The sequence below is a fragment of the Pseudomonas sp. FP818 genome, from assembly GCF_030687335.1.
Lineage (GTDB): Bacteria > Pseudomonadota > Gammaproteobacteria > Pseudomonadales > Pseudomonadaceae > Aquipseudomonas > Aquipseudomonas shahriarae.
On the sequence record NZ_CP117427.1, the window covers coordinates 1,100,866 to 1,126,025 of the forward strand.

Sequence of the window (25,160 nt, forward strand, 5' to 3'; positions counted from 1 at the left end):
CGAGCGGATACATGTGTTCACCAATCTTACGGTCATTGGCTGATACCCGCTGCTAGCCTCGACATGTACTTATTGTTCAAAGGCGCAAAGGAATGCTTCGTCAGCCAGACTCTCATTTGTTACGCCGTGGCCGGTACTCGGAGCCAGGCCGATCCTATCTGATAACCGCCATCGTGTATGGGCGACGGCCATTGTTCCGTGATCTGCGCCTGGGCCGATTGTTGGTGGCCGAGCTTAAGCGTACCCATGACTCAGGCCAGGTCAACTCGCTGGCCTGGGTCATTATGCCGGATCACTTTCATTGGCTGTTTGAGCTGCAAGAGATGGGGTTGGCGCAAGTCATGGGGCGGACCAAGTCCCGGAGCACGCTGACGATAAACCGTGCTCGCGGTACCACGGGGCCGTTTTGGCAGCGTGGTTATCATGACCGTGCGGTGAGGGCTGAAGAGGACCACCGGAAAATCGCTCGCTATATTATTGCCAATCCGCTGAGGGCAGGGCTGGTGAAGCATATCGGTGACTACCCATTATGGGATGCGGTCTGGCTCTGAGTTTTGTGATGTGGTTGTGGCGAGCGGGCTTGCCCGCTCGCCACAGAGGTAGGCACAGTGGGCCGCGCGGTCAGCATGGGGGCTGCGTGACCTTGGGGACGGTAAAGCGGAATTCACTGCCACGCCCCAGCTCGCTTTCGGCTTCGATCCGCCCGCCGTGGGCCTTGACGATGCCCTGGGTGATGTACAGCCCAAGGCCGCTGCCCGTGGGGTTGTTTTCGGTCAGGGTCCAGTAGCGATCAAACACGTGGGGCAGTTGGTCAGGGGCAATGCCTTCGCCGGAGTCGCGCACCGCAAACACAATCTCCTCGCCATTGCTCATCGCCGAAATCCCGATCTTGCCCTGGCGCGGGGTGAACTTGATGGCGTTGCCGATCAGGTTCGACAGTACCTGGAACAAACGCTCCGGGTCGGCGTTGATCTGCAGGCCGGGTTCGGCGTTGAACGACAGGTCAACCCCCTTTTCCTGGGCCAGGGGCGCCAGCAGCGCATAGGCTTCTTCGAGGATCTGGCTGACGTCCAGGGGCACCGGCTTGACGGTATAGCGGCCCGCCTCGATCTTTGAGGTGTCGAGCAAATCCTCCAGCAACACATTCATGCGCGCGGCGGCCTGCTGCATGGTGTCGATGGCCGAGGAAATTCGCCGCGAGGTGTGGGTACCATCAGAGCTGAACGCCTTTTGCATCATGCCGCACAGCATTGAAATCACGGTCATCGGGTTGCGCAGGTCATGGGACACCACCGCCACCAGTTCATCCCGGGCGTGCACCGCTTGTTGTTCGCGCAGGACCTGGCGGGCCAGGTCGTTTTCCAGGGCCGAACGGCGCAGGTCGTTGGCGGCGAAACGGTCGCCAGAGCTCCACTTGGTGGAGATGCCAGCCATTTCCACCTTCCAGATTTCAAACGAGGTGCGTGGGCGAAGGCGCAGGCCCGCGTCGGATTTTTCCAGGGCCAGCGGTTTCTGCGGGTCGCCGCTCCACTGGATGTTCTCTTTGACTTCCGGGCGGAACCACAGCACGCCGTTGTCCACCGGCTTGGGCAGGCTCATGGCCAGGACGCCACTGGCCACTGGCTGATAGTCGGCTGCGGGCGGGTAGACCGCTGACAGGTGGTGGCTGGCAAACACCGGTTGCCCGGTGTCCTGCAGCCATTTGTGTAAGGCGCGGATCTGCGCCGGATCCGGGCAGTTGCCATAGCGATGCAGTTGCTGGCCTTCAATGATCGCCACGCCACCGGCCAGGACCAGGTCCATCAACACCTGCGGGCATTGGGCCAGGCCGTCGAACACCGTGTCCGCTGACGCGCTCATTGCCTGGTTGAGTGTGTCCAGGGCCTCGACTTTTTCTTCACGCTGGCGGCTGATATCCAGGGCCTCCATGGCGCTGATCTGCAACGACAGCACCTGGCCGATGGTCTGGCAGGTGGTGCGCAGGTCGTTGGGCACGTGCAGCGGCTCGCGGTTGCCGCAACTGATCAACCCCCACAATTTGTCGCCTTTCATCAGCGAGATGCTCATGGACGACAGCACGCCCATGTTCTTCATGTACTGGCAGTGGATCGGCGACACGCTGCGCAGGGTCGCGAAGCTCAAATCCAGCGGTTGCCCGGTATCCGGGTGCAGCTTGGGTAGCAGCGGCACCGGCTCGTAGTCGGCATTGGGGATGATTCGCAGCCAGTTGGTGCGGTACAACTCGCGGGCCTGTTCCGGAATGTCGGACGCCGGGAAGAACAGGCCGTTGAACAGTTCCATGGACGGCGCGGACGCTTCGGCGATGACCTGGCCGTGGCCTTCCTCTTCGAAGCGATAAATCAGCACACGGTCATAGCCGGTCATGGCCTGGATTTCGCTCACGCTGATTTCGTACAAGGCTTGCAGGGTTTTCGCCGACTGCAAACGTTGCAACATCTTGCCCAGGTTGCTGGCGCGGCCGTTCACCGACTTGGGCTGGAAGTGCTCGTAGCGTGGCTCGAACTCCAGCACCAGCACGCCTTGATGGCGGTGCAGCAGGCCTTCGAACTCGCTCCCGTTGAGGGTGACATGCAGCGCCGGGGCGTCGATAAAGTTAAGTTGACTGGCGATCTGCTGCACCGTGCGCGCGTTGTCCGCGCCCAACAGCGTATCCAGTGGCTGGCCAAGCAAGGTCTCAGGCGGGTGATTGAACAGGCTGGCCACGTTGGCGCTGACTTGCACGATCTGCAGGTCCGGTTCGCGCAGGGTCAGCAGTGCGCCATGAGGCTGGATCGCGCCAGGGAAGCGGATCGGCTCGTCGGCACAGTTGGCCAGCAGTTCTTCAAAATCTTCGGGTTTCATAGCAGTACCTCCTGGCTGTCGAGCCATTGCTCAAAACAGCTGAATGTCGAGCAGGCCGCGTCCTCCGCCTGCTGCCGGCCGAGGTCGTCCAGCGGGACGTGGCCCAAGTAGTCGAGAAAGTCTTTCCAGCGCCGACCAGTCTCGGTGCCGTATATATCGAGAAAGGCGCCGCCATTGCTGGCGTCCAGCGCCAGGCGCCGGGCCATCTCCCGGCGCAGTACCTGGCCGCCGAGGGTCGCGCCTTCGAGCACATACAACACGCCCAGGCAGGCGGCCGGGGTGTCGAGGCGTGGCAGGCGAGGGCAGAGGGGCAGGGCGGCAATCGCCTGGCTGGTGAGGCCCAGGGCAATCAGGTCACTGTGTAGGGTAGGAGTTTTCACCCGCAGCGCCTGGTTGAATCCCACAGGAATCAAGGCGCAGTCGTACAGTCGTGATTCCAGCGGGTGGTAGAAACCGTAGTAAGCCTCAAACAAACGCCGATACCCGTCGGCATCCAACTGCGGGGAAAAGAATGGCAAGCGTTTTTCCAGGGCCACATGGAGCAGGGCTGTGCCTGCGCGCAAGGCTTCAAGCAGGGAGGGCGCCGCGACGTCATGGGCCTGTGGATGCATGCAGTAAGCTCGGACTGGTCGGCCAGGGCAAACCATGGCTGACGCGTGGGTGAAGGGCGGGCAACGATTCTGTTTGTCCCGTCGTCTCTATCTGAAAAGTTAGGTAAAAAATCTGACGCTGTTGTCAGAAAAATAACCCAATATTCAAAAACAGACCCCACACCTTATCGCGAAGTTCGATTGCCGCCGTGTTGTGACGCTATCAGTGCAGGGAGGTACCCTGCACCAATGCCGACTGCACACAGTCAAGCAGGCGCTCGGTGCTCCATGGCTTGGGCAGGAATTTCACCGTATTGCCCAGTTGCGCCGCCATCACCGTATTGCCCGAGGTCAGCACCACCGGCAAGGACGGCCAGCGATGAGCCACGACCTTGCTCAGGTCATACCCGTTGAGCAGGCCGGGCATCTGGATATCGCTGACAATCAGGTCTACCGGATCACTGGTCCGCTCCAGAAAAATCATGCCTTCATCGGCCGATGGGAACGAGGTCACCACCGCGCCGAACTCCTCCAGCACATCCACCATCAACGAGCGAATGATCTCGTCGTCTTCCAGTACCAATATCGATGGCTGAGCCATGATCCTTACTCCACCATCTGGGTTGAGTAAGGTGGAGTGGCAGGCCACGGGATAGGTTCTACTGAATATTTTTTATTCGATGGGTGGTCACTTGGGCGTGTCGCCAGCGTGGATAAAACGGCCGCTGCTTGCGAGCCGCGGGTGGGATAAGCCAGGATGTGGGCCACGTAACTTCACAGCAAGGGATGCGAGTGTGAAAGAACTGATTGGGGCGTTGATCGTCGTTGCCACCGTGTTGTTCGGGTGTACCGGGGTATTGGTCGCCGTCGCGTTTACCACCCAGAAAAGCCGCCTGGAAATACTCAAGACCTTGGGCGGCATGAGCCTTGGCCGCGACCGCTTTATCGGGATCGCCCAGTTGTGGGCCAACCTCTTCCAACGGGTGTTCGGGCAAACGTACCTCGCCCGGCGCCAACTGATCAGTATCCCGCTGTACACCTTGCTCGTGTCGCTGGTGTTTTTTGTGGTGTGGCTGCTGGATCTCTACCTGTTTAAAAATCCCGAGCACGTGTTCAATGTGCCGCCGCCGCCGAATGTGCTGCAAGCCATCAAGGACTTCTACGGCAAGGGGCTGCTGGTGGCGATGGTGATCGACTGCGTGACCATCCAGTTGACCAAATGGAGCATCAACGTGGGAGCGCGTCGCGGGTTTGGTTCGTGGCAGTTCCTGGGGTGCTTTTCGGCGACGATTGCCTTGGCCTACCTGTTGTTCAGTGTGGCGGTCTACTGGTTTCGCTGGTCGGACATGAACGAGCTGTACGCCATGTTGCCCGCTGACGAAGTGCGGCCGACGATCGCGTTCAACCCGTTGCGCAATGTGCTGTATTCGATCGCGCTGTTTCAGCCCGTGACGTTTATCTATGCCACCTCCGAAGGCTTTATCTCCAGTTATTTCATGCCCGAGCCGATCCTGTTTTACTGCGCGGCGACCGGAACCCTCTCGCTGCTCACCATCGGCGTGGTCTATCAATTCGCCCGAGGCGCGGAGCTGTTGCGACGGTTGTGCATGGGCTTTGTCAGCCACGTCGGCACGCCCCGGACCAACGCCATGAGTGTGGTGTTCATGATGCTGCTGGGGCTGGTGTTGGTGCCGTTGTGCCTGATGGCGCTTTATCTGGCTGTCTGAAGATTCGGCCTGTTCCGTCAGAAGCGTTCGTCCAGCAGGGCCGGCAAAGTCAGCTCTTTGACAAAGCTGGCCGATGACAGGCTCAAGGCCATGCGCACCACTTGCACCACGTCGTGTACCGGGATCAACTGCCCGTCGCCACGCTGCTCGGCCTCGAGGCGGGAGGTGCTCAATGGATCCTCGGTATTCAGGTAGCCCAGGTTCAGGCAGGTCACGCCCAGGCGCTGGTGCCGATAACCTTCACGCAAGGCATCGGCCATGCCGCGCAAGGCGAACTTCGACGCGCCGAACGTCACCTCCGGGCGCCCACTCTGTGGCAGGCCTGAGGTGGAGCCGGTAAAGATGATGCGTGGGTTGGGGCTTTTTAACAGCACGGGCAGCAGGCGCTTGATCAGCAGCAGGGGGGCAGTGATGTTGCAGCTGACAATGGCTTCCAACTGCGTGTCTTCATCCTTGAGGAAGCTGTAGGCCTCATCGAACGCCTGTTCTTCCCAGATACCCAGGTTATAGATCAGCGTATCCAGGCCGTCCTGTGCCACCGCCTGCTCGATGAGCTGCGCGGCTTGCGCCGGCTGGCCAAGGTCGGCTTCGACCCATGACACTTCGGCGCCGCTGCTGGATACCAAGCCTGTAGGACGGCTGCGCGAGACCCCGATCAAGGTATCCCCCACGCCGCCCAAGCCTTCCATAAATGCCCTGCCCAAACCTTTGCTTGCACCGACCACCATGGTTCTCATTGATCTCTCCTTGAACTGACGTGCTGATGGAAAGTGCGCATGCAAACAGAGGGCGGGAATGATGGCAATTGAATGGCTGTGTCCAAATGTTTTGCGGGGGAGGGCGCGACTTTTCTTCGGCTGATTTAGAGTGATGGCTCTTTGCTATTTATTCAGTCAAAGTCAAGGAAGAAAATGAAACAGATCGAACGCGACTTCATCACCCTGTTCAATTGCCTGTGGTACCAGGATTTTCCGGTGGAGGTCGATGCTGTTACCAACCGTGCCGGCTGGACAATTCATGTGGGGCTGGTGATACGCGAGTGTGCCAAGTTGCTCGGCGCGCGCGCCTATTTCGAACAGAGCCGGCGCACTGATGCCGTATTGAGATTCCCTGACAAAAGCGTCCTGTCCCATGTCGAATGGGAGTGGGACGAGCCTCATAACGAAAAAGTGAAGGAAATCACCAAGCTGTTGGAGCAATCTGAACCTGCGGCGTTTTCCACGTTCATCTCCTACAGCACCATTAGCCATTTGCCCGCAGCTATCGAGAGGGTTTCCAACCTCTGGGCCGAAGCCAGCAAACCGCTGATCTTTTTTGTTGTGACGTTTGAACAGGTAGGGCGCGACCGGCACTTCCTGGAACTGCAAACGCACGTTTTCAGCCATGGCAAACACAAGCGAGAGCGCACACAGCCAGCCCTGCCTTGGCAGATCAACCGGGCACGCTTCAATAACGTGGACGAGGACAAGTAAACCGCAGGCATAATTGCCGCCTCTACCGCCTGAAGCCCGTGACCTGGAGCCCCTGATGAAACCCGCTGCCTTACTGACCCTGTTACTCACGGCCATGCTTTTCAACACGTCGGCGGTGGCAGCAGGCGATGCCGAGGCAGGCGGCCGGCTGTTCGCCAAGACCTGTGGCGGTTGCCACAGTGTCGGGTTGAACGCCCGTGGCGGCTTTGGGCCACAGCTCAACGGGGTGATCGGGCGGCTGGCGGGCACCACGGCGGACTATCAGTATTCCGACGCGATGAAAAATTCGGGCGTGGTGTGGACGCGGGAGACCCTCGCGGCCTATATCGAGAACCCGAAAAAAGTGGTGAGCGGCACCCGCATGATTTTCTGGGGGATCAGTGATCAGCAGAAGATCGAGAATCTGCTGACCTATCTGGAGACCTTTCAGGCGCAATAGCGCGATACACCCAAATCCATTGCAGGAGCCGGCAAACCGGCTCCTGCAGGATTGGCAGCGATTTCAACTGCCTTGAGGTGTTTCCCCGCGTGCCAGTCGCGCATTGATATCGTCGATTACTGCCGGCAGGTCGACGATGGTGTCGATCAGGTAGTGCGGCCGTGACCCTTCAAATATCTGTGTAATACGCTCGCGTTCCTGCGCCAGTTCTTCGGCCGGCAGCGCCTTGTATTGCGCGTAGGTCCGTCCCAGTGCGTTGCCCGAGCAGGTCAGGGCGACTGTCCACATGCCGGCACTGCGTCCTTCCAGGATTCCTGGCCAGGTGTCATCGACCTTGACGCACGCCGCCACATCGCTGATGCCCAGGGCGATCACATTGGCCAGGGCCTGGGCCGGATGCGGGCGACCGTTGGGCACTTCGTCGGTGGCCACTACATGATCGGCCACATAGCCATTTTGCCGCGCCAACTCGACTACCTTGGCCATCACCACCGCCGGGTAGCCCGAGCACGAGCCGATCTTCAAACCCTTGGCGCGCAGGGTTTCAATCGCCTCCAGCGCACCGGGAATCACTGCCGAGTGCAGGGCGATTTTCTCGATCTGCAACGGCATGAAACGCTCGTACAGGGCGGTGACGTCTGCGTCGGTCGGCTGGCGGTTGAACACCGCACGATAGCGCTCGGCAATCTGCGTCTGATTGCACAGGGTGCGGATGTGATCCCACTTGCCCATGCCCATCGGCCCGCGGGCTTCCTCCAGGGACACGGCGACGCCGAACTCGGCAAAGGCCTCGACGAAAATCTGCGTGGGCGCAAACGAGCCGAAGTCGACGACGGTGCCGGCCCAGTCCAGGACCACGGCTTGCAAGGTAGAAGGTTGTTGGTAATGCATGATCAATCTCCATTTTCGGGTATGAGCAGGCCGTCCCTCGATTCACGAGGTAAGCCGGTTGAGTGCAAAAGGGTGAAGCGAATCAGGTAGCCGGTATGGGGCTGGCCTCGAACAGTTCGGCGATCATCGGTCGGTTGCGCCGGATGCCCAGGCAACACAGGTGGTAGTCGATGGAAAACGGGTGGTCGACGAAGGTGATCGGTGTGGTACCCGGCGTTTCGGCGTATTCCACCGCGGATACAAAGCCAATGCCGATACCCTTGGCGATGGCATGCACGATGGCTTCGCGGCTGTTGAGCTGCATCACGCAGTTGAGGTCCACCCCCAGGCGCTTGCAGCTTTCTTCCACCAGTTGCCGGGTGCGCGAGCTGCGTTCGCGCATGACCCAACGCTCCTGGCTGATCTGCTCGACGTGTACCTCTTTCTGCGCAGCCCAGGGATGGTCGTCGCGCACCACCGCAATGATTGGGTAACGCCGGTACAGCTGCGTATCGAAGCGTTGGTCAAACTCCGAGAGGGCCAGGATTGCCACGTCGATATCAAAATTGAACAGGCGGTCGAGGGTCTCCTTCTCCGGGGAAAACGAGGTCTCCAGCGTGATATCCGGGTGGCGCTGCATCAGCTCGTACGTCAGGTTCATGGCAATGGGCGGCGAAACAGCGCCCAGGCGCAACATCCCGGTCTTGCGCTGCTTGAAGCTGTGCAGCAGTTGCATGGCCTCATCCTCCTGGCCGAACAGGCCCTGGGTGATCCCGTAGAGCGCATGGCCGGCCGAGCTCATCTCGATAAAGCGCCCACGGCGGTGGAACAACTCCACCGAGAACTGCTTTTCCAGGCCGTTGACCTGTTCGCTGACAGTCGGCTGGCCGACGCTCAAGTACTCGGCGGCGAGGGTGAAACTGCCGGTCTTCGCCACCGCATGAAAGGACCGTAGCCACTTGTGGTACTGGTACATAACACATCCTGTTCCAGGGATCAGCCGAGCCGGGTCATCAACGGCGGATAAACAGGGCCACCACCGCGCTGCACAGGCAGGCCGAGGTGACGACGATGAAGATCAGCGACGTATTGCCGGTACTGTCGAGCATACTGCCGATCAGCGGTTCTGCCAGGCCGGCGAACAGATAAGACGAGAAGTTCATCACACCCGTGGCCGTGCCTGCGCGCTTGGCACCCACCAGGTCCGGGCACAAAGCCCAGAAGCTGGACGCCGGGCCGTAGACAAAGAACCCGCAGAGAAACAGCGCCACCAGGCCGACCGCGCTATGGGGCGGCAGGCTCCACATCCACAGGCTGGTCGCGGCGCCGAGGAACATATAGAGCATGATCGCCAGGTAGCGCTTGGAGCCGAACAGCTTGTCCGACACCCAGCCATTGCTCAGGGCGCCGACGGCCATGCCCACCGGCAGGGCGACGGTGATCCACTTTGGATCGATCATGCTGTCGCCGCTTTTCCAGTTGGCGCCGAGGAAATGCACTGGCACCCACACGATCAGGCCGTAGCGCGCAGCGTTCTGGAAACCCAGGGACACGGCGGCAATGATCAGGCGCGCGTTTTTCAGCACCGCCTTGTAGCGCTGGGCCGAGGTTTCCTCTTCACCGTGGGCCACTTCATGGCCCTTATCCTCGGCGTTGGCCACGCCGGTATCGGCCAGGGGTTCGAAGCCCAGGTCCTGCGGGCGCTCACGGGCTACCAGGTAAAACAGGATGCCCCCGGCCAACATCAATAGGACCGGCAGGCGGAAGATCCAGCGCCACTCCAGTTGCAGCACCTCCAACACCACGATGGAGGTCACATAGGACAGCACCGACGCGCAGCCGGCGGCGAACACGTAGAAGCCATAGACCCGGCCGCGCTCGCTGGCGCTCCACCAGTTGGAGATCAAGCGACTGCCCGGCGCCCAGCCCAGGGCCTGGAAGTAACCGTTGATGCCCCACGGCAGGATCAATCCGGCAAAACCACTGGCAAAACTGGTGACCCAGTTGGCGCCACAGGACAGCACCGCGCCCAGGGTCATAATGCGCCGTCCGCCGAACTTATCGGCCAGGTTGCCGTTGATCGCCTGGCCGATGGCATAGGACCAGAGCATGACGGCCGAGATCCAGCCCAGCACCTCCTTGGTCAGGCCGAACTCGGCCTGGATTCCCGGGATGGCGAAGCCGAAGGTCTGGCGCCCGGTGTAGAAAAACAGGTAACAAAACATCGCCGCGAGCAGCATGCGCCACTGGGCAAAACGGAACGACGCCGAGCGAGCGGCAGGGACAGGCAGGGTTTGTGCACGATTCATGATGTTTTCCTTATTGTTATTCGCCCCCGAAGCCGCAGCGACGGGGTGGCACCCTTTACAGGTGCAAGAGGAAAGACTGAATTGCGTTGAGCCTAGGCGGCTTTCGAACCGATAAAGTTTTTGCCGCGTGCACCTTGCAGGGCGAAGCGGATCATCGCGGCGGCCTCGGTGGGCGTGACGCCGTAATCGGCAAACTCGGTTTTTACCTCCAGGCTATGCAGGAAGTTGCGCAACCGGGTCTGGGCTTTGTCCAGGTCATCACCGAACACCCGTTGCAGGGTGCGATCCCGCGCCGCGTCATGTCCCCACGCCAAGCCAAGGACCAGCGGCAAGGTAAAGGAGCAGGCGATGCCATGGGGCAGGCCGTGGTGCAGGGTCATCTCGTAGGAAATGGAGTGGGCTAGCGCAGTCTTGGTATTGGAAAACGCCAGGCCGGCCTTGAGCGCGGCCAAGGCCATGCGCGAGCGCAACTCCTGATTACCGAGGTCGCGCCGCAGCGGTGGCAGGCATTCCAGGATGTCCTCGATGGCCGATACCGCGAACGTGTCCGAAATCGGATTGGCATTGATGTTCCAGATCGCCTCCAGCGCGTGGGACAAGGCGTCCAGCCCCGTCGACACCGTGACCCCGGCCGGTACGGTCAGCATCAATTGTGGGTCGACAATCGCCACCTTCGGCCAGGTGCAATCCAGGTGCAGGGAATACTTCTTGTGGCTGGCCGAATCCCAGATTGTCGCCCAGGGCGTCACCTCACTGCCGGTGCCCGCCGTGGTCGGCGCAGCGATCAAGGTCTTGCAGTGCGCCGGCACAAACGGCTGGCCGGTCGCCAACAATGCCAGTAATTCATCGAACTGCCCGGACTCAGTGCCGACAATCAGCGCCTTGGCCGTATCAATCGCACTGCCGCCACCGACGGCCAGCACCACATCGCAATCCCCGGCTTGCAGCCAGAAGCGCTCGTAGGTTTCACGCAATTGCGCGACATCGGGATTGGGCTGCACATCCTCGACGACATACACCAGACGCTCGCCCAGCAATCCCTGGATCCGCTCGACCAAGCCCAGGCCACGGGCCTCCGGGAAGGTGACGAGGGCGACGGTCTGCTGCGCAGTGATACTGACCAGGTCTTGCAGGCAGCCCCAGCCGAAGCGGGTGTCTACCGGGTTATGGAATCGGGCAGTCATGGCGTGTTCCTGGTTTTTGTTGTTGGAAGTGGCACCAATAGTCGGGGAGGGTGGGGGAGAGCTCAAATCGATAGATTGGGGGGATGGATTGGCTGGGCCGATAGTGGGAATTAAATGGTTTCCCTGAAAGGTTGCGACAGATGTCGTTGCGGGTGAAATGCGGGGTTTGTGCCTGAACTGATTGAACGGGTTTTCAGCGCTCGTCGCCTGGATCGCTATCACCGCGCCATTTATGTCGGTTGCTCTGGGGGATTTCTCTAGCGTGCAGGTTTGGTGGCTTGTCAATCGTCGCAAGCCAAGTAAATGGATGCGTTTCTTGGAAAAGACTGTGATGTGAGCTTTTCAATTTCATCTATCTGTTGGTGTGTAAGTAGGTAGTCATAGATGCATTCGTTCTCGGTTTTCCAGCCCATGATGGGCAGCAAATCCTTGGCTTGCAGGCGGAGCGGGATTTCAATCGAAACATCGTCGGATCCTACGGGGACTACATAGATCAAATGTTTCATGGCGTTATTCTCCGTTTGTCCTCTGGGCCTTTGGTGCGTGCACCAGTGATAGGGTCGAACTCTCCCAGATGCCTCCCTCGTTTGTTATATTTTTCCACCTTTCCTCGTTCAAAGTCCCACTCATAAAGATAGCCGTCCGCATCTTTCCAGCGAGGTCTAAGCCCTCCTCCGCCGTTTATCAGTGTTTTACTTTGTGCGCGGACTGCTTTTGGGAATGCAGTCAGATATTTTGGTTTTGGGTGGTATTTGTGGTCTCCCGCACGAACACTCACCACTACATAAAGCGGCCTGAGACCCGACTCTATCGGAAACACCAAAATAAAATCCCGATACTCCGGCGGGTATATCGGGTTCACCAGAATCTGCCGGGCTCGCTCCGTCGGCGGATAAATCCATATCACCGGTGCTTGTGGCGCAGCTTCCAATGCGGGGATGCCGAGGGTATCGCCAGGATCAGTGGCGGGCGTCCAGATCAACTCAACGCCATCACCCAGATCTGCCACAAACTGATCGCCACGGCTCTGTGGTTGCACCACATCAATCATCTGCCAATCGGTATGGTTACCGGTGTAAAACCCATAGCCCTGAAGTGTTCCGTCCTCGCGCTGCTCGATGTGCAAACGCATCTGCGAACGCGCCTGTTGCAGCGAGCGCAGTTGCTCATCGCTATACAGCGCGCTGTCAGCCAACGCCGATGGCCATGCCAACGCCACCAGACCTGCCAGCAGCCCACCGGCCGTGGTGCCAACAGCGGTGGCGGCTGATTCCACGACCGCAGAACGCAACGCCAGCTGACCCAAGCCGACGGGCAGCGCACTGCCACTGATCTTGCGCAGGGCCACTTCGCCCTGGCTGTCCACCTCGCGCCCACCCAGCAGGCTGAAGTGTCCGTATTCGCTGATCAACTCCAGAGGTACATAGCCGGTGGGGTTGGAGTAGCGAACGATGCCGTCGGGCAGTTGGCAGGGTTTGGTAAAGACGCAGCCGGGTCGTTTTACAGGTGTCGGTATCGAGGCGGGTACTGGGCCGAGCAAGTCGATAGGCGCAGGACAGGGCGCTCGCGACGGTTTTGGCGTCAGAATCCGCTGTTTCAGCTGTTCCTCTTCGGTGATGGGATATGCGCGCTCTGGCATGACGGGATCACTTCCTTGTGCGAGGGAGTGAGCCTATGGGAGAGCATTGGTGCTGGATATGGGGGGTGTTCGATGGTGTATGTGGGAAAAGTTATCTACTAATGACAGGAACTGCTCGTCGGTATGACTCTGGCTGAGTGCAGTATTCAGATGGAAGGCAGTGGGGCGTATATCGGGTATACATCACCAACTCGACGATACCTGTTGAACCTGAACGGAGTAACGATCATGAACTACGACGACCAACTGATTGAAGATACCGGGAAAAGGGGACGGACCTATTTTCAAACAAGTCCGTCCCCTTTTACTGCTGGGGCTTTGGGGCGCTAATCAGCGCAAATTCCTGCCACCTTCACCCCCTCTGTTCGAACCGCCGCCGCTTCAGGAACAACCCCACCCCCAGTGCAACGGCAAAGATCGACAGCAGCCCCAGGTCAAACCCAAACAAACGGATTTGGCTTGCAGCCACGCAGCCGACCGCTCCGATCGCTACCAGCAGCCCCCCTAGCCATTTGCGAAGTGGGTACGGCTTCAGAAACCGATCGAGCAGAAAGAACAGCACCAGGGCAATGACCAACTGGGTTATGTCAGACATGTGTTTCTCCCATCAGGTCTTGATGATCAGTGTCGAGGCGCTACGTTGTGGGCCGATGCCGCCATTCACCTGCGCCTCGATGCTGACCAGTATGTCGCCTGCATGATAGGTGGGCAGGGTTTCATTCACATACATGCGCACACCGGCGCCGACAGGGGCACCCACGTAGGGGGAGGCTATATAAGAGGTGGCGCCAGCGAAGGCCGAGGCCGCGAGGTTAGCGATCTTGGTGCGTTGGGCATTGAGAACATCGCCCTGTTGCCGGGTCAGCGGCTTGGAGATGCCGATCATCATCAGGCACGGCAGGTTCTTGGCCAGCATCTTGTCGTACACCTCGACGACCTTGCGGTTGACCTCATAGTGGGCGCTTTTCGCTTCACCAAAATGCAGCTCGCCCAGGCGTCCGCGCTCGCTGTCGGTGAGGGTGATCTGCGAGACGTTGAACACGATCCCGTGATTGCCCATGTATTGGAAAGTCCCTTCGAACTTCATTGCACGCATCCTTTCGAGCCAAAGGTGGGGATTGTCTAGAAGGCGCGCGCTGGATTCAAATCATTTCACCTGCCTGGCAAGGTGCGTTGCCCGCCGTAAGGTGCTGATTGCATGAGCAGGGGGCATCTGTGATCCGGTGAGCCGGAACAAATCGGTATGGTTGACCGAGGAAGGACTGGAGCGCTGGGTGAGAGAGTTGCTGTAGACGGGTAGTTCGATGGTGCCGGGGTGGGCGCTATCGCAGGCAAGCCAGCTCCCACATTTGATGGCGTACAGCCGCTGAATCACACGGCTTGCGGTAAAAAGACCTTGGTTTTTACCGGCCGATCAACCCAGCAGGTGTTTGGAAATCAGCCTGGAGATTTCCACCATCGAGGTCTTGCCCGTGAACTCGAACTTCACTTTGCCCAATGACGAGAAGTAGATCTCCAACTCCGAATCCAGGTCGAACGTGCCGGAGGTTTCCACCGAGTACGCGACAATGTTTTTGTACGGCAGGGACGTGAAGTCCTTCTTGCTGCCGGTGATGCCTTGCACGTTTACGGCGATGATGCGCTTGGTGGTAAACACTACGCCGTCGCGCATGGCTTTGTAGGCATCTACTACCTGTTCGTCATCGAGCAGCAGGGATGCAACGCGTTCGGCGTATTCATTGTTTTGCTTGAGCTTGAAGAAGCCTTTGTTGTTGAAGTCGATCATTGGGCGGTCCTTGTGGTGGGGCAGGGAGGGTGCGTTACAAGATGGCCTTGAGGTAGTCCATAAGTGCGTCGAGCGGGGTCTTTAGTTCCTCCAGCGTCGAGGCTTGCTGGACTTCAGCCGCCAGCTTTTGCAGCTCACGGCCCATGACCGTGTTGGCACCCCCCAACGTCTCCAGGGCCAACTTCATGCATTCATCCAACTTGCGTTGGATAGTTGTCAGGTCGCCAGTGCGCACCAACAACCCAAACACCTCCCGCTCATACCCATCCATGACCAGATCGTCGCGCAGGATCGGGCTGCCATCTTCCGTCTCATGCACCAGTTTGAGGGCGAACAGAGCAACGGCTTCGAGTGTCAATTCCATGGTCCTGGTACCTCTACTGTCTGGTGCGGTGGGCGATGATCACTTTTCTGCAGGCGAAAAAAAAGACCTTGAATTTCAAGGTCTTTTTTAAGATGGTGCCCCGAGGGAGACTCGAACTCCCACTCCTTTCGAAAACGGATTTTGAATCCGCCGCGTCTACCAATTCCGCCATCAGGGCTCAATGGCGGCGAAGTATAGAGAGGTGATTACCGTTGGTCAATCACGTTTCATGGTCTATTTTCACTATTTCCGCTAGACTTCCCGGCCCTGCTAGACGAACCCCATCATGCGCGTTGCTGACTTTACTTTTGAACTCCCGGATTCGCTGATCGCCCGCCACCCTTTGGCCGAGCGTCGCGCCAGCCGACTGTTGACCCTGGACGGGGTCAGCGGTGCCCTTGCACACCGTCAATTCACTGATTTGCTTGAGCATTTGCGCCCAGGCGATTTGATGGTCTTCAACAATACCCGGGTGATTCCGGCGCGGCTGTTTGGCCAGAAAGCTTCCGGCGGCAAGCTGGAAATTCTCGTCGAGCGGGTGCTGGACAGCCATCGTGTGCTGGCCCATGTGCGCTCCAGCAAGTCGCCGAAACCGGGGTCGAGCATTCTGATTGATGGCGGTGGCGAGGCCGAGATGGTCGCGCGCCATGACGCGCTGTTCGAGCTCAAGTTTGCCGAGGAAGTGTTGCCGCTGCTGGAGCGTGTCGGCCATATGCCGTTGCCTCCTTATATAGACCGTCCCGATGAAGACTCGGACCGCGAGCGCTATCAGACGGTTTACTCCGAACGCCTCGGCGCCGTCGCCGCGCCGACGGCCGGGTTGCATTTTGACCAGCCGCTGCTGGATGCGATTGCCGCCAAGGGTGTCGAGACTGCCTATGTGACCCTGCACGTGGGGGCCGGGACGTTTCAGCCGGTGCGTGTGGAGAACATCGAAGATCACCATATGCACAGCGAATGGCTGGAAGTCAGCCAGGCCGTGGTGGACGCGGTCAACGCCTGCAAGGCGCGCGGTGGGCGGGTGGTCGCAGTGGGCACCACCAGCGTGCGCTCCCTGGAGAGCGCGGCGCGCGATGGCGTGCTCAAGCCGTTCAGTGGCGACACCGACATCTTTATCTACCCAGGCCGGCCGTTTCATGTGGTCGACTGCCTGGTCACCAACTTCCATTTGCCGGAATCCACGCTGTTGATGCTGGTGTCGGCCTTCGCGGGTTATCCCGAAACAATGGCCGCGTATAACGCAGCCATTGACAATGGATACCGCTTTTTCAGCTACGGTGATGCGATGTTTATCACCCGTAATCCGGCGCCGCGCGGCCCAGAGGAACAACTATGAGTCGTATGTCGTTTGAATTATTGGCCACCGACGGCAAGGCCCGTCGCGGCCGCCTGACCTTCCCTCGCGGTACCGTGGAGACCCCGGCGTTCATGCCGGTCGGCACCTACGGCACGGTCAAAGGCATGCTGCCGCGTGACATCGTCGCCACCGGCGCCGAGATCATCCTTGGCAACACCTTCCACCTCTGGCTGCGCCCGGGCACGGAAGTGATCAAGAAGCACGGCGACCTGCATGACTTCATGAAGTGGCAAGGCCCGATCCTGACTGACTCCGGTGGTTTCCAGGTGTTCAGCCTGGGCGCCATGCGCAAGATCAAGGAGGAGGGCGTGACCTTCGCCTCGCCGGTGGACGGTTCCAAGGTGTTCATGGGCCCGGAAGAGTCGATGCAGGTCCAGCGCGACCTGGGCTCCGACATTGTGATGATTTTTGACGAGTGCACGCCGTACCCGGCCGATGAAGACGTGGCGCGGATCTCCATGGAGCTGTCGTTGCGCTGGGCCCAGCGCTCGAAGAATGCCCACGGCGAAAACACGGCGGCGTTGTTCGGTATCGTCCAGGGCGGTATGCACGAAAGCCTGCGCAAGCGCTCGCTGGAAGGCCTGGACAAGATCGGCTTTGATGGCCTGGCCATTGGCGGTCTGTCGGTGGGCGAGCCCAAGCATGAAATGATCAAGGTGCTGGACTACCTGCCAGGCCTGATGCCTTCTGACAAACCTCGTTACCTTATGGGCGTTGGCAAACCAGAAGATCTCGTAGAGGGTGTGCGCCGCGGTGTGGACATGTTCGATTGCGTGATGCCAACCCGTAATGCCCGCAATGGGCATCTGTTCATTGATACAGGCGTGCTGAAGATCCGTAACGCGTTCCATCGCCATGATGATTCGCCGCTGGATCCCACCTGTGATTGCTACACCTGCCAGAACTTCTCCCGTGCTTATCTGCACCATCTGGACAAATGCGGGGAAATGCTGGGTAGCATGTTGAATACCATCCACAATTTGCGTCACTACCAAGTCCTGATGGCTGGTTTGCGCGAGGCTATTCAACAGGGTACATTGGCCGCCTTTGTCGATGCCTTCTATGCCAAGCGCGGGCTGCCCGTGCCGCCCTTGGACTGAGTTTCCCGACCCTAAGATTCACTATTTGCAACTGGAGTGCTAAATGAGCTTTTTTATCTCTAACGCTATGGCTGACGCCGCTGCACCGGCCGCTGCCGGTCCTATGGGCGGTGGTTTCGAGTGGATTTTCCTGGTCGGCTTCCTGGTCATCTTCTACCTGATGATCTGGCGCCCACAGGCCAAGCGCGCCAAAGAGCAGAAAAACCTGCTGGGTAGCCTGCAAAAAGGCGACGAAGTGGTCACCACCGGCGGTATCGCTGGCAAGATCACCAAGGTTTCCGATGCTTTCGTGGTACTGGAAGTCTCCGACACCGTTGAAATGAAGTTCCAGAAAGGCGCCATTGCCGCCACGCTGCCAAAAGGCACGCTCAAAGCGATCTGAGTAACAACTTTTACCAATCGACGGGGCGCGCAAGGCGCCCCGCGTCATAAGCGGGCGGCGTGATGCTGAACAAATACCCTCTGTGGAAATACGTACTGATCCTGGCGGTGCTGGCGATCGGCTTTATTTATTCCGCTCCCAATCTCTATCCTGATGACCCGGCGATCCAGATCACCGGTGCCAGCACTTCGCTGCAGGTCAATCAGGCTGACCTGGACCGTGCGAGCAAGGCGCTCATCGACGCGGGTATCCAGGTTAAAGCGGCAACATTGGCAGCTGATGCGAAGGGCGGTTTGCTGCGCCTGACCAAGCAAGAAGACCAATTGCCGGCCAAGGATGTTGTACGCAAGGTCATGGGTGATGACTACGTCGTTGCACTGAACCTGGCTCAGACCACGCCAAAATGGCTGAGCAGCATTGGCGCGCATCCCATGAAGCTGGGTCTGGACTTGTCCGGTGGTGTGCACTTCCTGTTGGAAGTGGACATGGACAAAGCCCTCGACGCACGCATGAAAGTCTACGAAGGCGATGTGAAGAGCCTGTTGCGTAAAGAGCGCCTGCGTTATCGCAGCCTGCCGCAGCTCAATGGTGCCATCCAGCTGGGTTTTGCTGACGAAGCAAGCCGCGAACAGGCCCGTGCACTGATCCGCAAAAACTTCAACGATTTCGACATTGTTCCGGCCGACCTCAATGGTCAGGCGGTACTGCGTCTGGCGATGACCCCGGCCAAGCTGGCGGAAATCCGTGAATACTCCATCAAGCAGAACTTGACCACGGTACGTAACCGCGTCAACGAGCTGGGTGTGGCCGAGCCTCTGGTTCAGCGCCAGGGTGCCAATCGCATCGTGGTTGAGCTGCCGGGCGTGCAGGATACTGCTGAAGCCAAGCGCATCCTCGGCAAGACTGCCAACCTGGAGTTCCGCCTGGCGGCCGAGCCGGGTGCTTCCAGGGCCACTTCCGAAACCTTCGAGTTCCGCGAGGGCAACCGCCCAGCCGCGCAGATCGAGCGTAGCCTGATCATCACCGGTGACCAGGTGACGGATGCCAAGGCTGGTTTCGGCGAGCACGGCACGCCTGAAGTGAACATCCGTCTGGATGGTCATGGTGGCGAACTGATGAACCGCGCCACGCGCAGCAACGTCGGTCGCAGCATGGCGGTGATCTTCATCGAGCAACGCCCGGTGACCACCTACACCAAGCAAATGGTCAATGGCGTCGAGAAAGACGTGGCGGTACAGACCTTCAAGGAAGAGAAGAAGATCATCAGCCTGGCGACCATCCAGTCGCCTCTGGGTGCTCAATTCCGCATCACCGGCCTGAACGGCCAGGGTGAGTCTTCCGAGCTGGCGCTGCTGTTGCGTGCCGGTGGCCTGGCGGCACCGATGTACTTCGCCGAGGAGCGCACCATTGGTCCAAGCCTGGGTGCTGACAACATCACCAAGGGTGTCGATGCGGCGCTGTGGGGCATGCTGTTCGTTTCGCTGTTCATCATTGCCATCTACCGCTTCTTCGGCGTCATCGCCACCGTAGCCCTGGCGGGCAACATGGTGATGCTGCTGGCCCTGATGTCGCTGCTGGGGGCTACACTGACCCTGCCGGGTATCGCCGGTATCGTGCTGACCATGGGTATGGCGGTAGACGCCAACGTGCTGATCTTCTCGCGGATTCGTGAAGAGATTGCAGCGGGCATGAGCGTGCAGCGGGCAATCAACGAAGGCTTCGGCCGGGCATTTACCGCGATTCTCGACTCCAACCTGACCACATTGCTGGTCGGCGGGATTCTCTTTGCCATGGGCACCGGCCCGGTCAAGGGTTTTGCGGTGACCATGTCCCTCGGTATCTTTACCTCGATGTTCACGGCCATTTTGGTGACCCGCGCAATGGTCAACCTGACCTTTGGCGGGCGTGACTTCAAGAAGTTGTGGATTTAAGGGGCTGCCATGTTACGTACAATCAACTTCATGGGCGTTCGCAACGTTGCGTTCGGCGTCACTGTGCTCCTTACCGTCCTGGCGCTGTTCAGCTGGTTCCATAAGGGGTTGAACTACGGCCTGGACTTCACCGGCGGTACGCTCATCGAGCTGACCTACGAGAAACCGGCCGACGTCACCAAGGTGCGTGCCCAACTGAACGAGGCCGGGTATGACGAGGCGATCGTGCAGAGCTTTGGTGCGACCACCGACCTGCTGGTGCGGATGCCCGGTGAAGACCCGCAACTGGGTCACCAGGTAGCTGAGGCCTTGCTCAAGGTCGGTGGCGACAACCCGGCTTCGGTCAAGCGCGTCGAGTTCGTCGGCCCGCAGGTGGGTGAAGAGCTGCGCGACCAGGGCGGCCTCGGCATGCTGATGGCGCTGGCCGGCATCATGGTCTACCTGGCGTTCCGCTTTCAGTGGAAGTTCGGCGTCGGTGCCATTATCTCGCTGATCCACGACGTGATCGTGACCGTGGGTATCCTGGCGTACTTCCAGATCACCTTCGACCTGACGGTACTGGCGGCGGTGCTGGCGATCATTGGTTACTCTTTGAACGACACCATCGTGGTATTCGACCGGGTTCGCGAGAACTTCCGGGTGCTGCGCAAGGCGACGTTGATCGAGAACATCAACATCTCCACCACCCAGACCCTGCTGCGTACCATGGCGACGTCGATCTCCACCTTGCTGGCGATTGGCGCGCTGATGATCTTCGGTGGCGACAACCTGTGGGGCTTCTCCCTGGCGCTGTTCATCGGCGTCCTGGCAGGTACCTACTCGTCGATCTACATCGCCAACGTGGTGCTGATCTGGCTGAACCTCAACAGCGAAGACCTGATTCCTCCTGTTGCGACAGACAAGGAGGTCGACGAGCGCCCTTGATGGGTTTTTGTTGATCGGCTGTTACAAAGAAGGCGCGAGTATTGAACTCGCGCCTTTTTTTTTGCTCCAAGGCTGGGTATAGCGCGGACGTTTCAGTCCGCTTGTGATGGTCAGGAGGTTCACGTGAACAAGTCGTTACTGGTTGGTGCGGTATTGGGTGCTGTCGGTGTGACTGCCGGGGGTGCTGTCGCCACCTACAGCCTGGTAAAAAGCGGCCCTGAGTATGCGCAAGTGCTGGCAGTGCAGCCGGTCAAGACCCAGATCAAAACCCCGCGTGAGGTCTGCAAGGACGTCACCGTAACCCGGCAGCGTCCGGTGCAGGATCAGCATCAAATCGCTGGTACCGTGGTCGGCGCCCTGGCAGGTGGTCTGCTGGGTAACCAGATCGGTGGCGGTACAGGCAAGAAGATTGCCACCGTAGCTGGCGCAGTCGGTGGTGGTTATGCCGGTAACAAGGTTCAGGAAGGCATGCAGAACCGTGATACCTACACCACCACCCAGACGCGCTGTAATACCGTCAACGACATCAGCGACAAGGTTGTCGGGTATGACGTGCGTTACAACCTGGATGGCAAGGAAGGATCGGTGCGCATGGAGCGTGATCCGGGTAGCCAGATTCCAGTGGATAAAGAAGGGCGTTTGATCTTGGGCCAAAATCAACAGTAATCCCAGGCCTGGCGCAGCTCAAAATGTGGGAGCGGGCTTGCCCGCGATGGCGGTGAATCAGTCAAATGTGTCTAACCAGGCACTCCGCTATCGCGGGCAAGCCCGCTCCCATATTTGATTTGTGTTGTCGCTGAAAGCGAGGCATGGCCAAATCCCAGGCATAAAAAAAGCACCCCGAGGGGTGCTTTTTTGTGCTCGCTCGCTTAACGCTTCAGCGAAGCCGGCAGGTGCGGCTGGATCGCCGTCAGGACTGCCTTGAAGCATTTGGTGTTGCCTGCTACCACGTGACCCTTCTCCAGGAAGTCGTGACCGCCGGTGAAGTCGCTCACCAGGCCGCCGGCTTCTTGAATCAGCAGGGCGCCTGCGGCCATGTCCCACTCGGACAGGCCCGACTCCCAGAACGCATCAAAACGACCGGCGGCAACGTATGCCAGGTCCAGGCTGGCGGCGCCGGCGCGGCGGATGCCGGCGGTCTGGCCAACCAGGGCGCGGAACATGCCCAGGTAGTTTTCCAGGTTGTCCATCTGGTCGTCACGGAACGGAAAGCCGGTGCCCAGCAGGGCGCCGTCCAGGCTGGTGCGACCGCTGACACGCAGGCGACGACCGTTCAACTGGGCGCCACGGCCACGGCTGGCGGTGAATTCTTCCTGGCGAACCGGGTCCAGCACGACGGCGTGTTCCAGGCGGCCACGGTATTTGCAGGCAATGCTCACGGCAAAGTGTGGGATGCCGCGCAGGAAGTTGGTGGTGCCATCCAGTGGGTCGATGATCCACAGGTAGTCTTCGCCTTCGCCGCTACCTTTGTGCAGGCCGGTTTCTTCACCGAGGATGCCGTGGGTAGGGTAGGCCTTGCGCAGGGCGTCGATGATTTTCTGTTCGGCGGCGCGATCCACCTCGGATACATAATCCTTGGCGTCTTTTTCGTCGACCTTGATGGTATCCAGGCGCTCGATGGAGCGGAAGATCAATTCACTGGCGCTGCGGGCGGCGCGCAGCGCGATATTCAGCATGGGCTGCATGGATGTGTCACCTAAGGTTGTTAAAGAAAGCCGGGCATTCTAGCAGAAACTTTCTTCAGGTGAAGGACGACGTTCGCTTTCATGGCATAACCTTAGGCTGTTCTGTAATATTTGCCCCCCTTTCCCATGTCCGAGAGCGCCTCCCTTGCTGCAAAACATTCGTGTCGTCCTCGTCAATACCAGTCACCCCGGCAATATCGGCGGGGTGGCGCGGGCCATGAAAAACATGGGGCTGACGCGCCTGGTGCTGGTGGAGCCACGGGTGTTCCCGCACCACGAAGCTGACGCTCGTGCCTCAGGCGCCAATGACATCCTGGAAAAAGCCCAGGTTGTCGCCACCCTGGAAGACGCCCTGGTCGGTTGCAACCTGGTGCTCGGCACCAGTGCTCGTGACCGGCGCATCCCCTGGCCGCTGCTCGATCCCCGCGAGTGCGGGGCCAAAGTGGTCGAAGAGGCTGCTGGCGGTGCTGAAATCGCTCTGGTATTTGGCCGTGAAGACTCCGGCCTGACCAATGACGAGCTGCAGCGATGTCATTATCACGTGCACATTCCATCAGACCCTGAATTCAGCTCGCTGAACCTCGGGGCAGCCGTGCAGGTGTTGAGTTATGAAGTGCGCATGGCCTGGCTGGCAGCACAAGGCCAGCCGAGCAAGATGGAGAAGGACGAGGTCGCATCCACCAAAAGTGGTGAATTGGCCACCATGGATGAACTGGAACGGTTCTATGAACACCTGGAGCAGACCCTGGTGGCCATTGAATTCCTTGATCCGGAAAAACCACGGCACTTGATGGCGCGCCTGCGCCGGCTGTATGGGCGCAGCTCGGTCAGCCGGGCAGAGATGAATATATTGCGTGGCATCCTCACGGAAACCCAGAAAGCGGCCCGTGGCGAGCTTCTTAAGCGGAAGGATTAAAAATGTTCGAGCGTTTGCGAGAAGATATCCAGAGTGTTTTCCATCGTGACCCGGCGGCGCGCAACGCCTTTGAAGTGCTGACCTGCTACCCGGGCATGCACGCGATCTGGATTCACCGCTTGTCCGGTGCCTTGTGGGGCATGGGCTGGAAGTGGCTGGCGCGGCTGGTGTCGAACTTTGGTCGCTGGCTGACCGGGATCGAGATTCATCCGGGGGCCAAGGTCGGTCGTCGCTTCTTCATCGATCACGGCATGGGCATCGTTATTGGTGAGACCGCCGAAATTGGTGATGACGTGACCTTGTATCAAGGCGTGACGCTGGGCGGTACCACCTGGAACAAGGGTAAACGTCACCCAACCCTGGAAAACGGTGTAGTGGTAGGGGCGGGCGCCAAGGTGTTGGGGCCGTTTACCGTGGGTGCCGGTGCCAAGGTTGGTTCCAATGCGGTGGTGACCAAGGCGGTGCCACCGGGCGCAACCGTGGTGGGCATTCCTGGGCGGATCATCGTCAAGCCGGAAGTCGGCGATGAGCAGGAGGCCAAGCGCAAGGCCATGGCCGAGAAGATCGGCTTCGACGCCTATGGCGTCAGCGAAGACATGCCGGACCCGGTGGCTCGCGCCATCGGCCAGTTGCTCGACCACCTGCAGGCGGTGGATGGCAAGCTGGACGGCATGTGCGGCGCGCTGAAGGATCTGGGTAGTCCTTACTGTGCGAAAGATCTCCCTGAGTTGCGCGAAGAGGACTTCGCTGAGATCAAGGATGAGGCCGGTGCCACCAAGGCTGGTTAGGTTTTAAGTCCGATAAAATGCCCTGTGGGAGCTGGCGTGCCTGCGATAGCAGTCTGCCAGTCACCCCTTGGGCTGCTGATCCACCCCTATCGCAGGCAAGCCAGCTCCCCCATTTGATCTCCATTGGTCTTGAGATTGAGCCCTGGCCCTGTTCCTGCTGTTCGATCCCACCCCATCCTGCTATGATTCGCGCGCCCTTTTTACGGGTATTCCTGACTAAAGTACTAGGTCTTATAGTTGACTTAAATACTCGGGAATCGCATACTTGCTCCCATTCTGAAACACCTTGGTACTTGTCCATGAGACTGACTACAAAAGGCCGATATGCGGTGACCGCCATGCTCGATCTGGCCCTGCACGCGCAAAACGGGCCGGTGTCCCTGGCCGATATCTCCGAGCGCCAAGGCATTTCCCTGTCTTACCTTGAGCAGCTGTTCGCCAAGCTGCGCCGCAGCAACTTGGTTTCTAGTGTGCGTGGCCCGGGTGGCGGTTATCAGTTGTCCCGCGATATGCAGGGCATCCAGGTGGCCCAGGTGATCGACGCGGTCAATGAGTCCGTCGATGCTACCAAGTGCCAGGGTCTGGGTGATTGCCATGCCGGCGACACCTGCCTGACACACCACTTGTGGTGTGACCTGAGCCTGCAGATCCATGAGTTTTTGAGTGGTATCAGCTTGGCTGATCTTGTGACTCGCCGTGAGGTGCAGGAAGTAGCCCAGCGTCAGGACCAGCGCCGATGCAACACCAAGGTGCCGCGTCTGGACAAGATTGAAGCGTCCGCCGTCGAGTGACAGCCGAAGAGCTAACGGCACGCCAGCCAGCCTGATTTAGGAGA

Annotated in this window: 29 protein-coding genes and 1 tRNA gene; 14 read left to right on the forward strand and 16 right to left on the reverse strand. The window is 59.3% G+C overall.

Features of this window, described 5'->3' with window-relative positions:
* Positions 1-92: 92 nt before the first annotated feature.
* Positions 93-551, forward strand: a complete 459-nt coding sequence (locus tag PSH80_RS04865) for a transposase (protein ID WP_305419409.1) — start codon at positions 93-95, stop codon at positions 549-551.
* Positions 552-621: 70 nt separating this feature from the next.
* Here the strand turns inward: PSH80_RS04865 and PSH80_RS04870 are convergent, their stop codons facing one another.
* The 3 genes from PSH80_RS04870 to PSH80_RS04880 form a co-directional block, all read right to left on the reverse strand.
* Entirely contained in the window at positions 622-2,862 is a 2,241-nt protein-coding gene (locus tag PSH80_RS04870) for an ATP-binding protein (RefSeq protein WP_305419412.1), read from the reverse strand.
* On the reverse strand, positions 2,859-3,473 hold the full coding sequence (locus PSH80_RS04875; RefSeq protein ID WP_057437896.1) for a biliverdin-producing heme oxygenase: 615 nt from the start codon (positions 3,471-3,473) through the stop codon (positions 2,859-2,861). The genes PSH80_RS04870 and PSH80_RS04875 overlap by 4 nt, the downstream gene beginning before the upstream one ends.
* 202 nt (positions 3,474-3,675) lie before the next feature.
* Positions 3,676-4,053: a response regulator gene (locus tag PSH80_RS04880; RefSeq protein WP_057444523.1), complete on the reverse strand. Its 378-nt coding sequence runs from the start codon at positions 4,051-4,053 to the stop codon at positions 3,676-3,678.
* Between the two features lie 193 nt (positions 4,054-4,246).
* Here PSH80_RS04880 and PSH80_RS04885 point away from each other — a divergent pair, with 193 nt between their 5' ends.
* On the forward strand, positions 4,247-5,179 hold the full coding sequence (locus PSH80_RS04885) for a hypothetical protein (protein ID WP_220172713.1): 933 nt from the start codon (positions 4,247-4,249) through the stop codon (positions 5,177-5,179).
* 17 nt (positions 5,180-5,196) lie between these two features.
* On the opposite strand, the gene PSH80_RS04890 is transcribed toward PSH80_RS04885, so the two are convergent.
* The gene (locus PSH80_RS04890) at positions 5,197-5,916 is read right to left on the reverse strand and encodes an SDR family oxidoreductase (protein ID WP_186626018.1); all 720 of its coding nucleotides are present in this window, start codon (positions 5,914-5,916) and stop codon (positions 5,197-5,199) included.
* Positions 5,917-6,090: 174 nt separating this feature from the next.
* Here PSH80_RS04890 and PSH80_RS04895 point away from each other — a divergent pair, with 174 nt between their 5' ends.
* Positions 6,091-6,651, forward strand: a complete 561-nt coding sequence (locus PSH80_RS04895) for a hypothetical protein (protein WP_169990407.1) — start codon at positions 6,091-6,093, stop codon at positions 6,649-6,651.
* Positions 6,652-6,706: 55 nt separating this feature from the next.
* Positions 6,707-7,090, forward strand: coding sequence for a cytochrome c family protein (locus PSH80_RS04900; protein ID WP_057437904.1), 384 nt, complete (start codon positions 6,707-6,709; stop codon positions 7,088-7,090).
* Between the two features lie 63 nt (positions 7,091-7,153).
* Here PSH80_RS04900 and phnX read toward each other — a convergent pair whose 3' ends face one another.
* The 8 genes from phnX to PSH80_RS04940 form a co-directional block, all read right to left on the reverse strand.
* Positions 7,154-7,981 carry a phosphonoacetaldehyde hydrolase gene (gene phnX, locus PSH80_RS04905; RefSeq protein ID WP_305419418.1) on the reverse strand — a complete coding sequence of 276 codons (828 nt, stop codon included), beginning with the start codon at positions 7,979-7,981 and terminating at the stop codon, positions 7,154-7,156.
* 82 nt (positions 7,982-8,063) lie between these two features.
* Complete coding sequence (locus PSH80_RS04910) at positions 8,064-8,936, reverse strand: LysR substrate-binding domain-containing protein (RefSeq protein ID WP_057437906.1); 873 nt, start codon at positions 8,934-8,936, stop codon at positions 8,064-8,066.
* 37 nt (positions 8,937-8,973) lie between these two features.
* The gene (locus tag PSH80_RS04915) at positions 8,974-10,269 is read right to left on the reverse strand and encodes an MFS transporter (RefSeq protein WP_057960577.1); all 1,296 of its coding nucleotides are present in this window, start codon (positions 10,267-10,269) and stop codon (positions 8,974-8,976) included.
* 92 nt (positions 10,270-10,361) lie between these two features.
* Positions 10,362-11,453, reverse strand: coding sequence for an iron-containing alcohol dehydrogenase PsrA (gene psrA, locus PSH80_RS04920; RefSeq protein WP_305419421.1), 1,092 nt, complete (start codon positions 11,451-11,453; stop codon positions 10,362-10,364).
* A 281-nt stretch (positions 11,454-11,734) separates the two neighbouring features.
* Positions 11,735-11,959: a hypothetical protein gene (locus tag PSH80_RS04925; RefSeq protein WP_120731725.1), complete on the reverse strand. Its 225-nt coding sequence runs from the start codon at positions 11,957-11,959 to the stop codon at positions 11,735-11,737.
* Entirely contained in the window at positions 11,956-13,092 is a 1,137-nt protein-coding gene (locus PSH80_RS04930; RefSeq protein WP_120731727.1) for a colicin E3/pyocin S6 family cytotoxin, read from the reverse strand. The genes PSH80_RS04925 and PSH80_RS04930 overlap by 4 nt, the downstream gene beginning before the upstream one ends.
* A gap of 352 nt (positions 13,093-13,444) precedes the next feature.
* The gene (locus PSH80_RS04935) at positions 13,445-13,687 is read right to left on the reverse strand and encodes a hypothetical protein (RefSeq protein WP_120731729.1); all 243 of its coding nucleotides are present in this window, start codon (positions 13,685-13,687) and stop codon (positions 13,445-13,447) included.
* 12 nt (positions 13,688-13,699) lie between these two features.
* Entirely contained in the window at positions 13,700-14,179 is a 480-nt protein-coding gene (locus PSH80_RS04940) for a hypothetical protein (protein WP_120731731.1), read from the reverse strand.
* A 136-nt stretch (positions 14,180-14,315) separates the two neighbouring features.
* Between PSH80_RS04940 and PSH80_RS27280 the strand changes: the two genes are divergently transcribed.
* A complete protein-coding gene (locus PSH80_RS27280; protein WP_370693731.1) occupies positions 14,316-14,384 on the forward strand; it encodes a hypothetical protein in 69 nt (22 codons plus the stop codon).
* A gap of 122 nt (positions 14,385-14,506) precedes the next feature.
* Here the strand turns inward: PSH80_RS27280 and PSH80_RS04945 are convergent, their stop codons facing one another.
* From PSH80_RS04945 to PSH80_RS04955, 3 genes are all read right to left on the reverse strand, one after another.
* Positions 14,507-14,878 (reverse strand): PH domain-containing protein, encoded by a 372-nt coding sequence (locus tag PSH80_RS04945; protein ID WP_057437917.1) that lies wholly within the window; start codon positions 14,876-14,878, stop codon positions 14,507-14,509.
* Positions 14,879-14,912: 34 nt separating this feature from the next.
* On the reverse strand, positions 14,913-15,242 hold the full coding sequence (locus PSH80_RS04950; RefSeq protein WP_057437918.1) for a hypothetical protein: 330 nt from the start codon (positions 15,240-15,242) through the stop codon (positions 14,913-14,915).
* 93 nt (positions 15,243-15,335) lie between these two features.
* Positions 15,336-15,420: transfer RNA gene (locus PSH80_RS04955), tRNA-Leu, on the reverse strand.
* Positions 15,421-15,528: 108 nt separating this feature from the next.
* Here PSH80_RS04955 and queA point away from each other — a divergent pair.
* The 6 genes from queA to PSH80_RS04985 all read left to right on the forward strand — a co-directional run bounded on the left by queA (position 15,529) and on the right by PSH80_RS04985 (position 21,602).
* Complete coding sequence (gene queA, locus PSH80_RS04960; RefSeq protein WP_057437921.1) at positions 15,529-16,578, forward strand: tRNA preQ1(34) S-adenosylmethionine ribosyltransferase-isomerase QueA; 1,050 nt, start codon at positions 15,529-15,531, stop codon at positions 16,576-16,578.
* 5 nt (positions 16,579-16,583) lie between these two features.
* A complete protein-coding gene (gene tgt, locus PSH80_RS04965) occupies positions 16,584-17,699 on the forward strand; it encodes a tRNA guanosine(34) transglycosylase Tgt (RefSeq protein WP_162947783.1) in 1,116 nt (371 codons plus the stop codon).
* 43 nt (positions 17,700-17,742) lie between these two features.
* Positions 17,743-18,081 (forward strand): preprotein translocase subunit YajC, encoded by a 339-nt coding sequence (gene yajC, locus PSH80_RS04970; protein ID WP_003175975.1) that lies wholly within the window; start codon positions 17,743-17,745, stop codon positions 18,079-18,081.
* Positions 18,082-18,143: 62 nt separating this feature from the next.
* Positions 18,144-20,012: a protein translocase subunit SecD gene (gene secD / locus PSH80_RS04975; protein ID WP_057960572.1), complete on the forward strand. Its 1,869-nt coding sequence runs from the start codon at positions 18,144-18,146 to the stop codon at positions 20,010-20,012.
* Positions 20,013-20,021: 9 nt separating this feature from the next.
* The gene (gene secF, locus PSH80_RS04980; RefSeq protein WP_057960571.1) at positions 20,022-20,936 is read left to right on the forward strand and encodes a protein translocase subunit SecF; all 915 of its coding nucleotides are present in this window, start codon (positions 20,022-20,024) and stop codon (positions 20,934-20,936) included.
* Positions 20,937-21,059: 123 nt separating this feature from the next.
* A complete protein-coding gene (locus tag PSH80_RS04985) occupies positions 21,060-21,602 on the forward strand; it encodes a glycine zipper 2TM domain-containing protein (RefSeq protein WP_029298576.1) in 543 nt (180 codons plus the stop codon).
* Between the two features lie 203 nt (positions 21,603-21,805).
* Here the strand turns inward: PSH80_RS04985 and suhB are convergent, their stop codons facing one another.
* Positions 21,806-22,621 carry an inositol-phosphate phosphatase gene (suhB, locus tag PSH80_RS04990; protein ID WP_003175971.1) on the reverse strand — a complete coding sequence of 272 codons (816 nt, stop codon included), beginning with the start codon at positions 22,619-22,621 and terminating at the stop codon, positions 21,806-21,808.
* A 145-nt stretch (positions 22,622-22,766) separates the two neighbouring features.
* On the opposite strand from suhB, the gene trmJ reads away from it, so the two are divergent.
* The 3 genes from trmJ to iscR all read left to right on the forward strand — a co-directional run bounded on the left by trmJ (position 22,767) and on the right by iscR (position 25,116).
* Complete coding sequence (trmJ, locus tag PSH80_RS04995) at positions 22,767-23,537, forward strand: tRNA (cytosine(32)/uridine(32)-2'-O)-methyltransferase TrmJ (protein ID WP_057960570.1); 771 nt, start codon at positions 22,767-22,769, stop codon at positions 23,535-23,537.
* Between the two features lie 2 nt (positions 23,538-23,539).
* Entirely contained in the window at positions 23,540-24,325 is a 786-nt protein-coding gene (gene cysE / locus PSH80_RS05000) for a serine O-acetyltransferase (RefSeq protein ID WP_057960569.1), read from the forward strand.
* A gap of 299 nt (positions 24,326-24,624) precedes the next feature.
* Positions 24,625-25,116 (forward strand): Fe-S cluster assembly transcriptional regulator IscR, encoded by a 492-nt coding sequence (gene iscR / locus PSH80_RS05005; RefSeq protein ID WP_038446306.1) that lies wholly within the window; start codon positions 24,625-24,627, stop codon positions 25,114-25,116.
* The last annotated feature ends 44 nt before the right edge of the window (positions 25,117-25,160 follow it).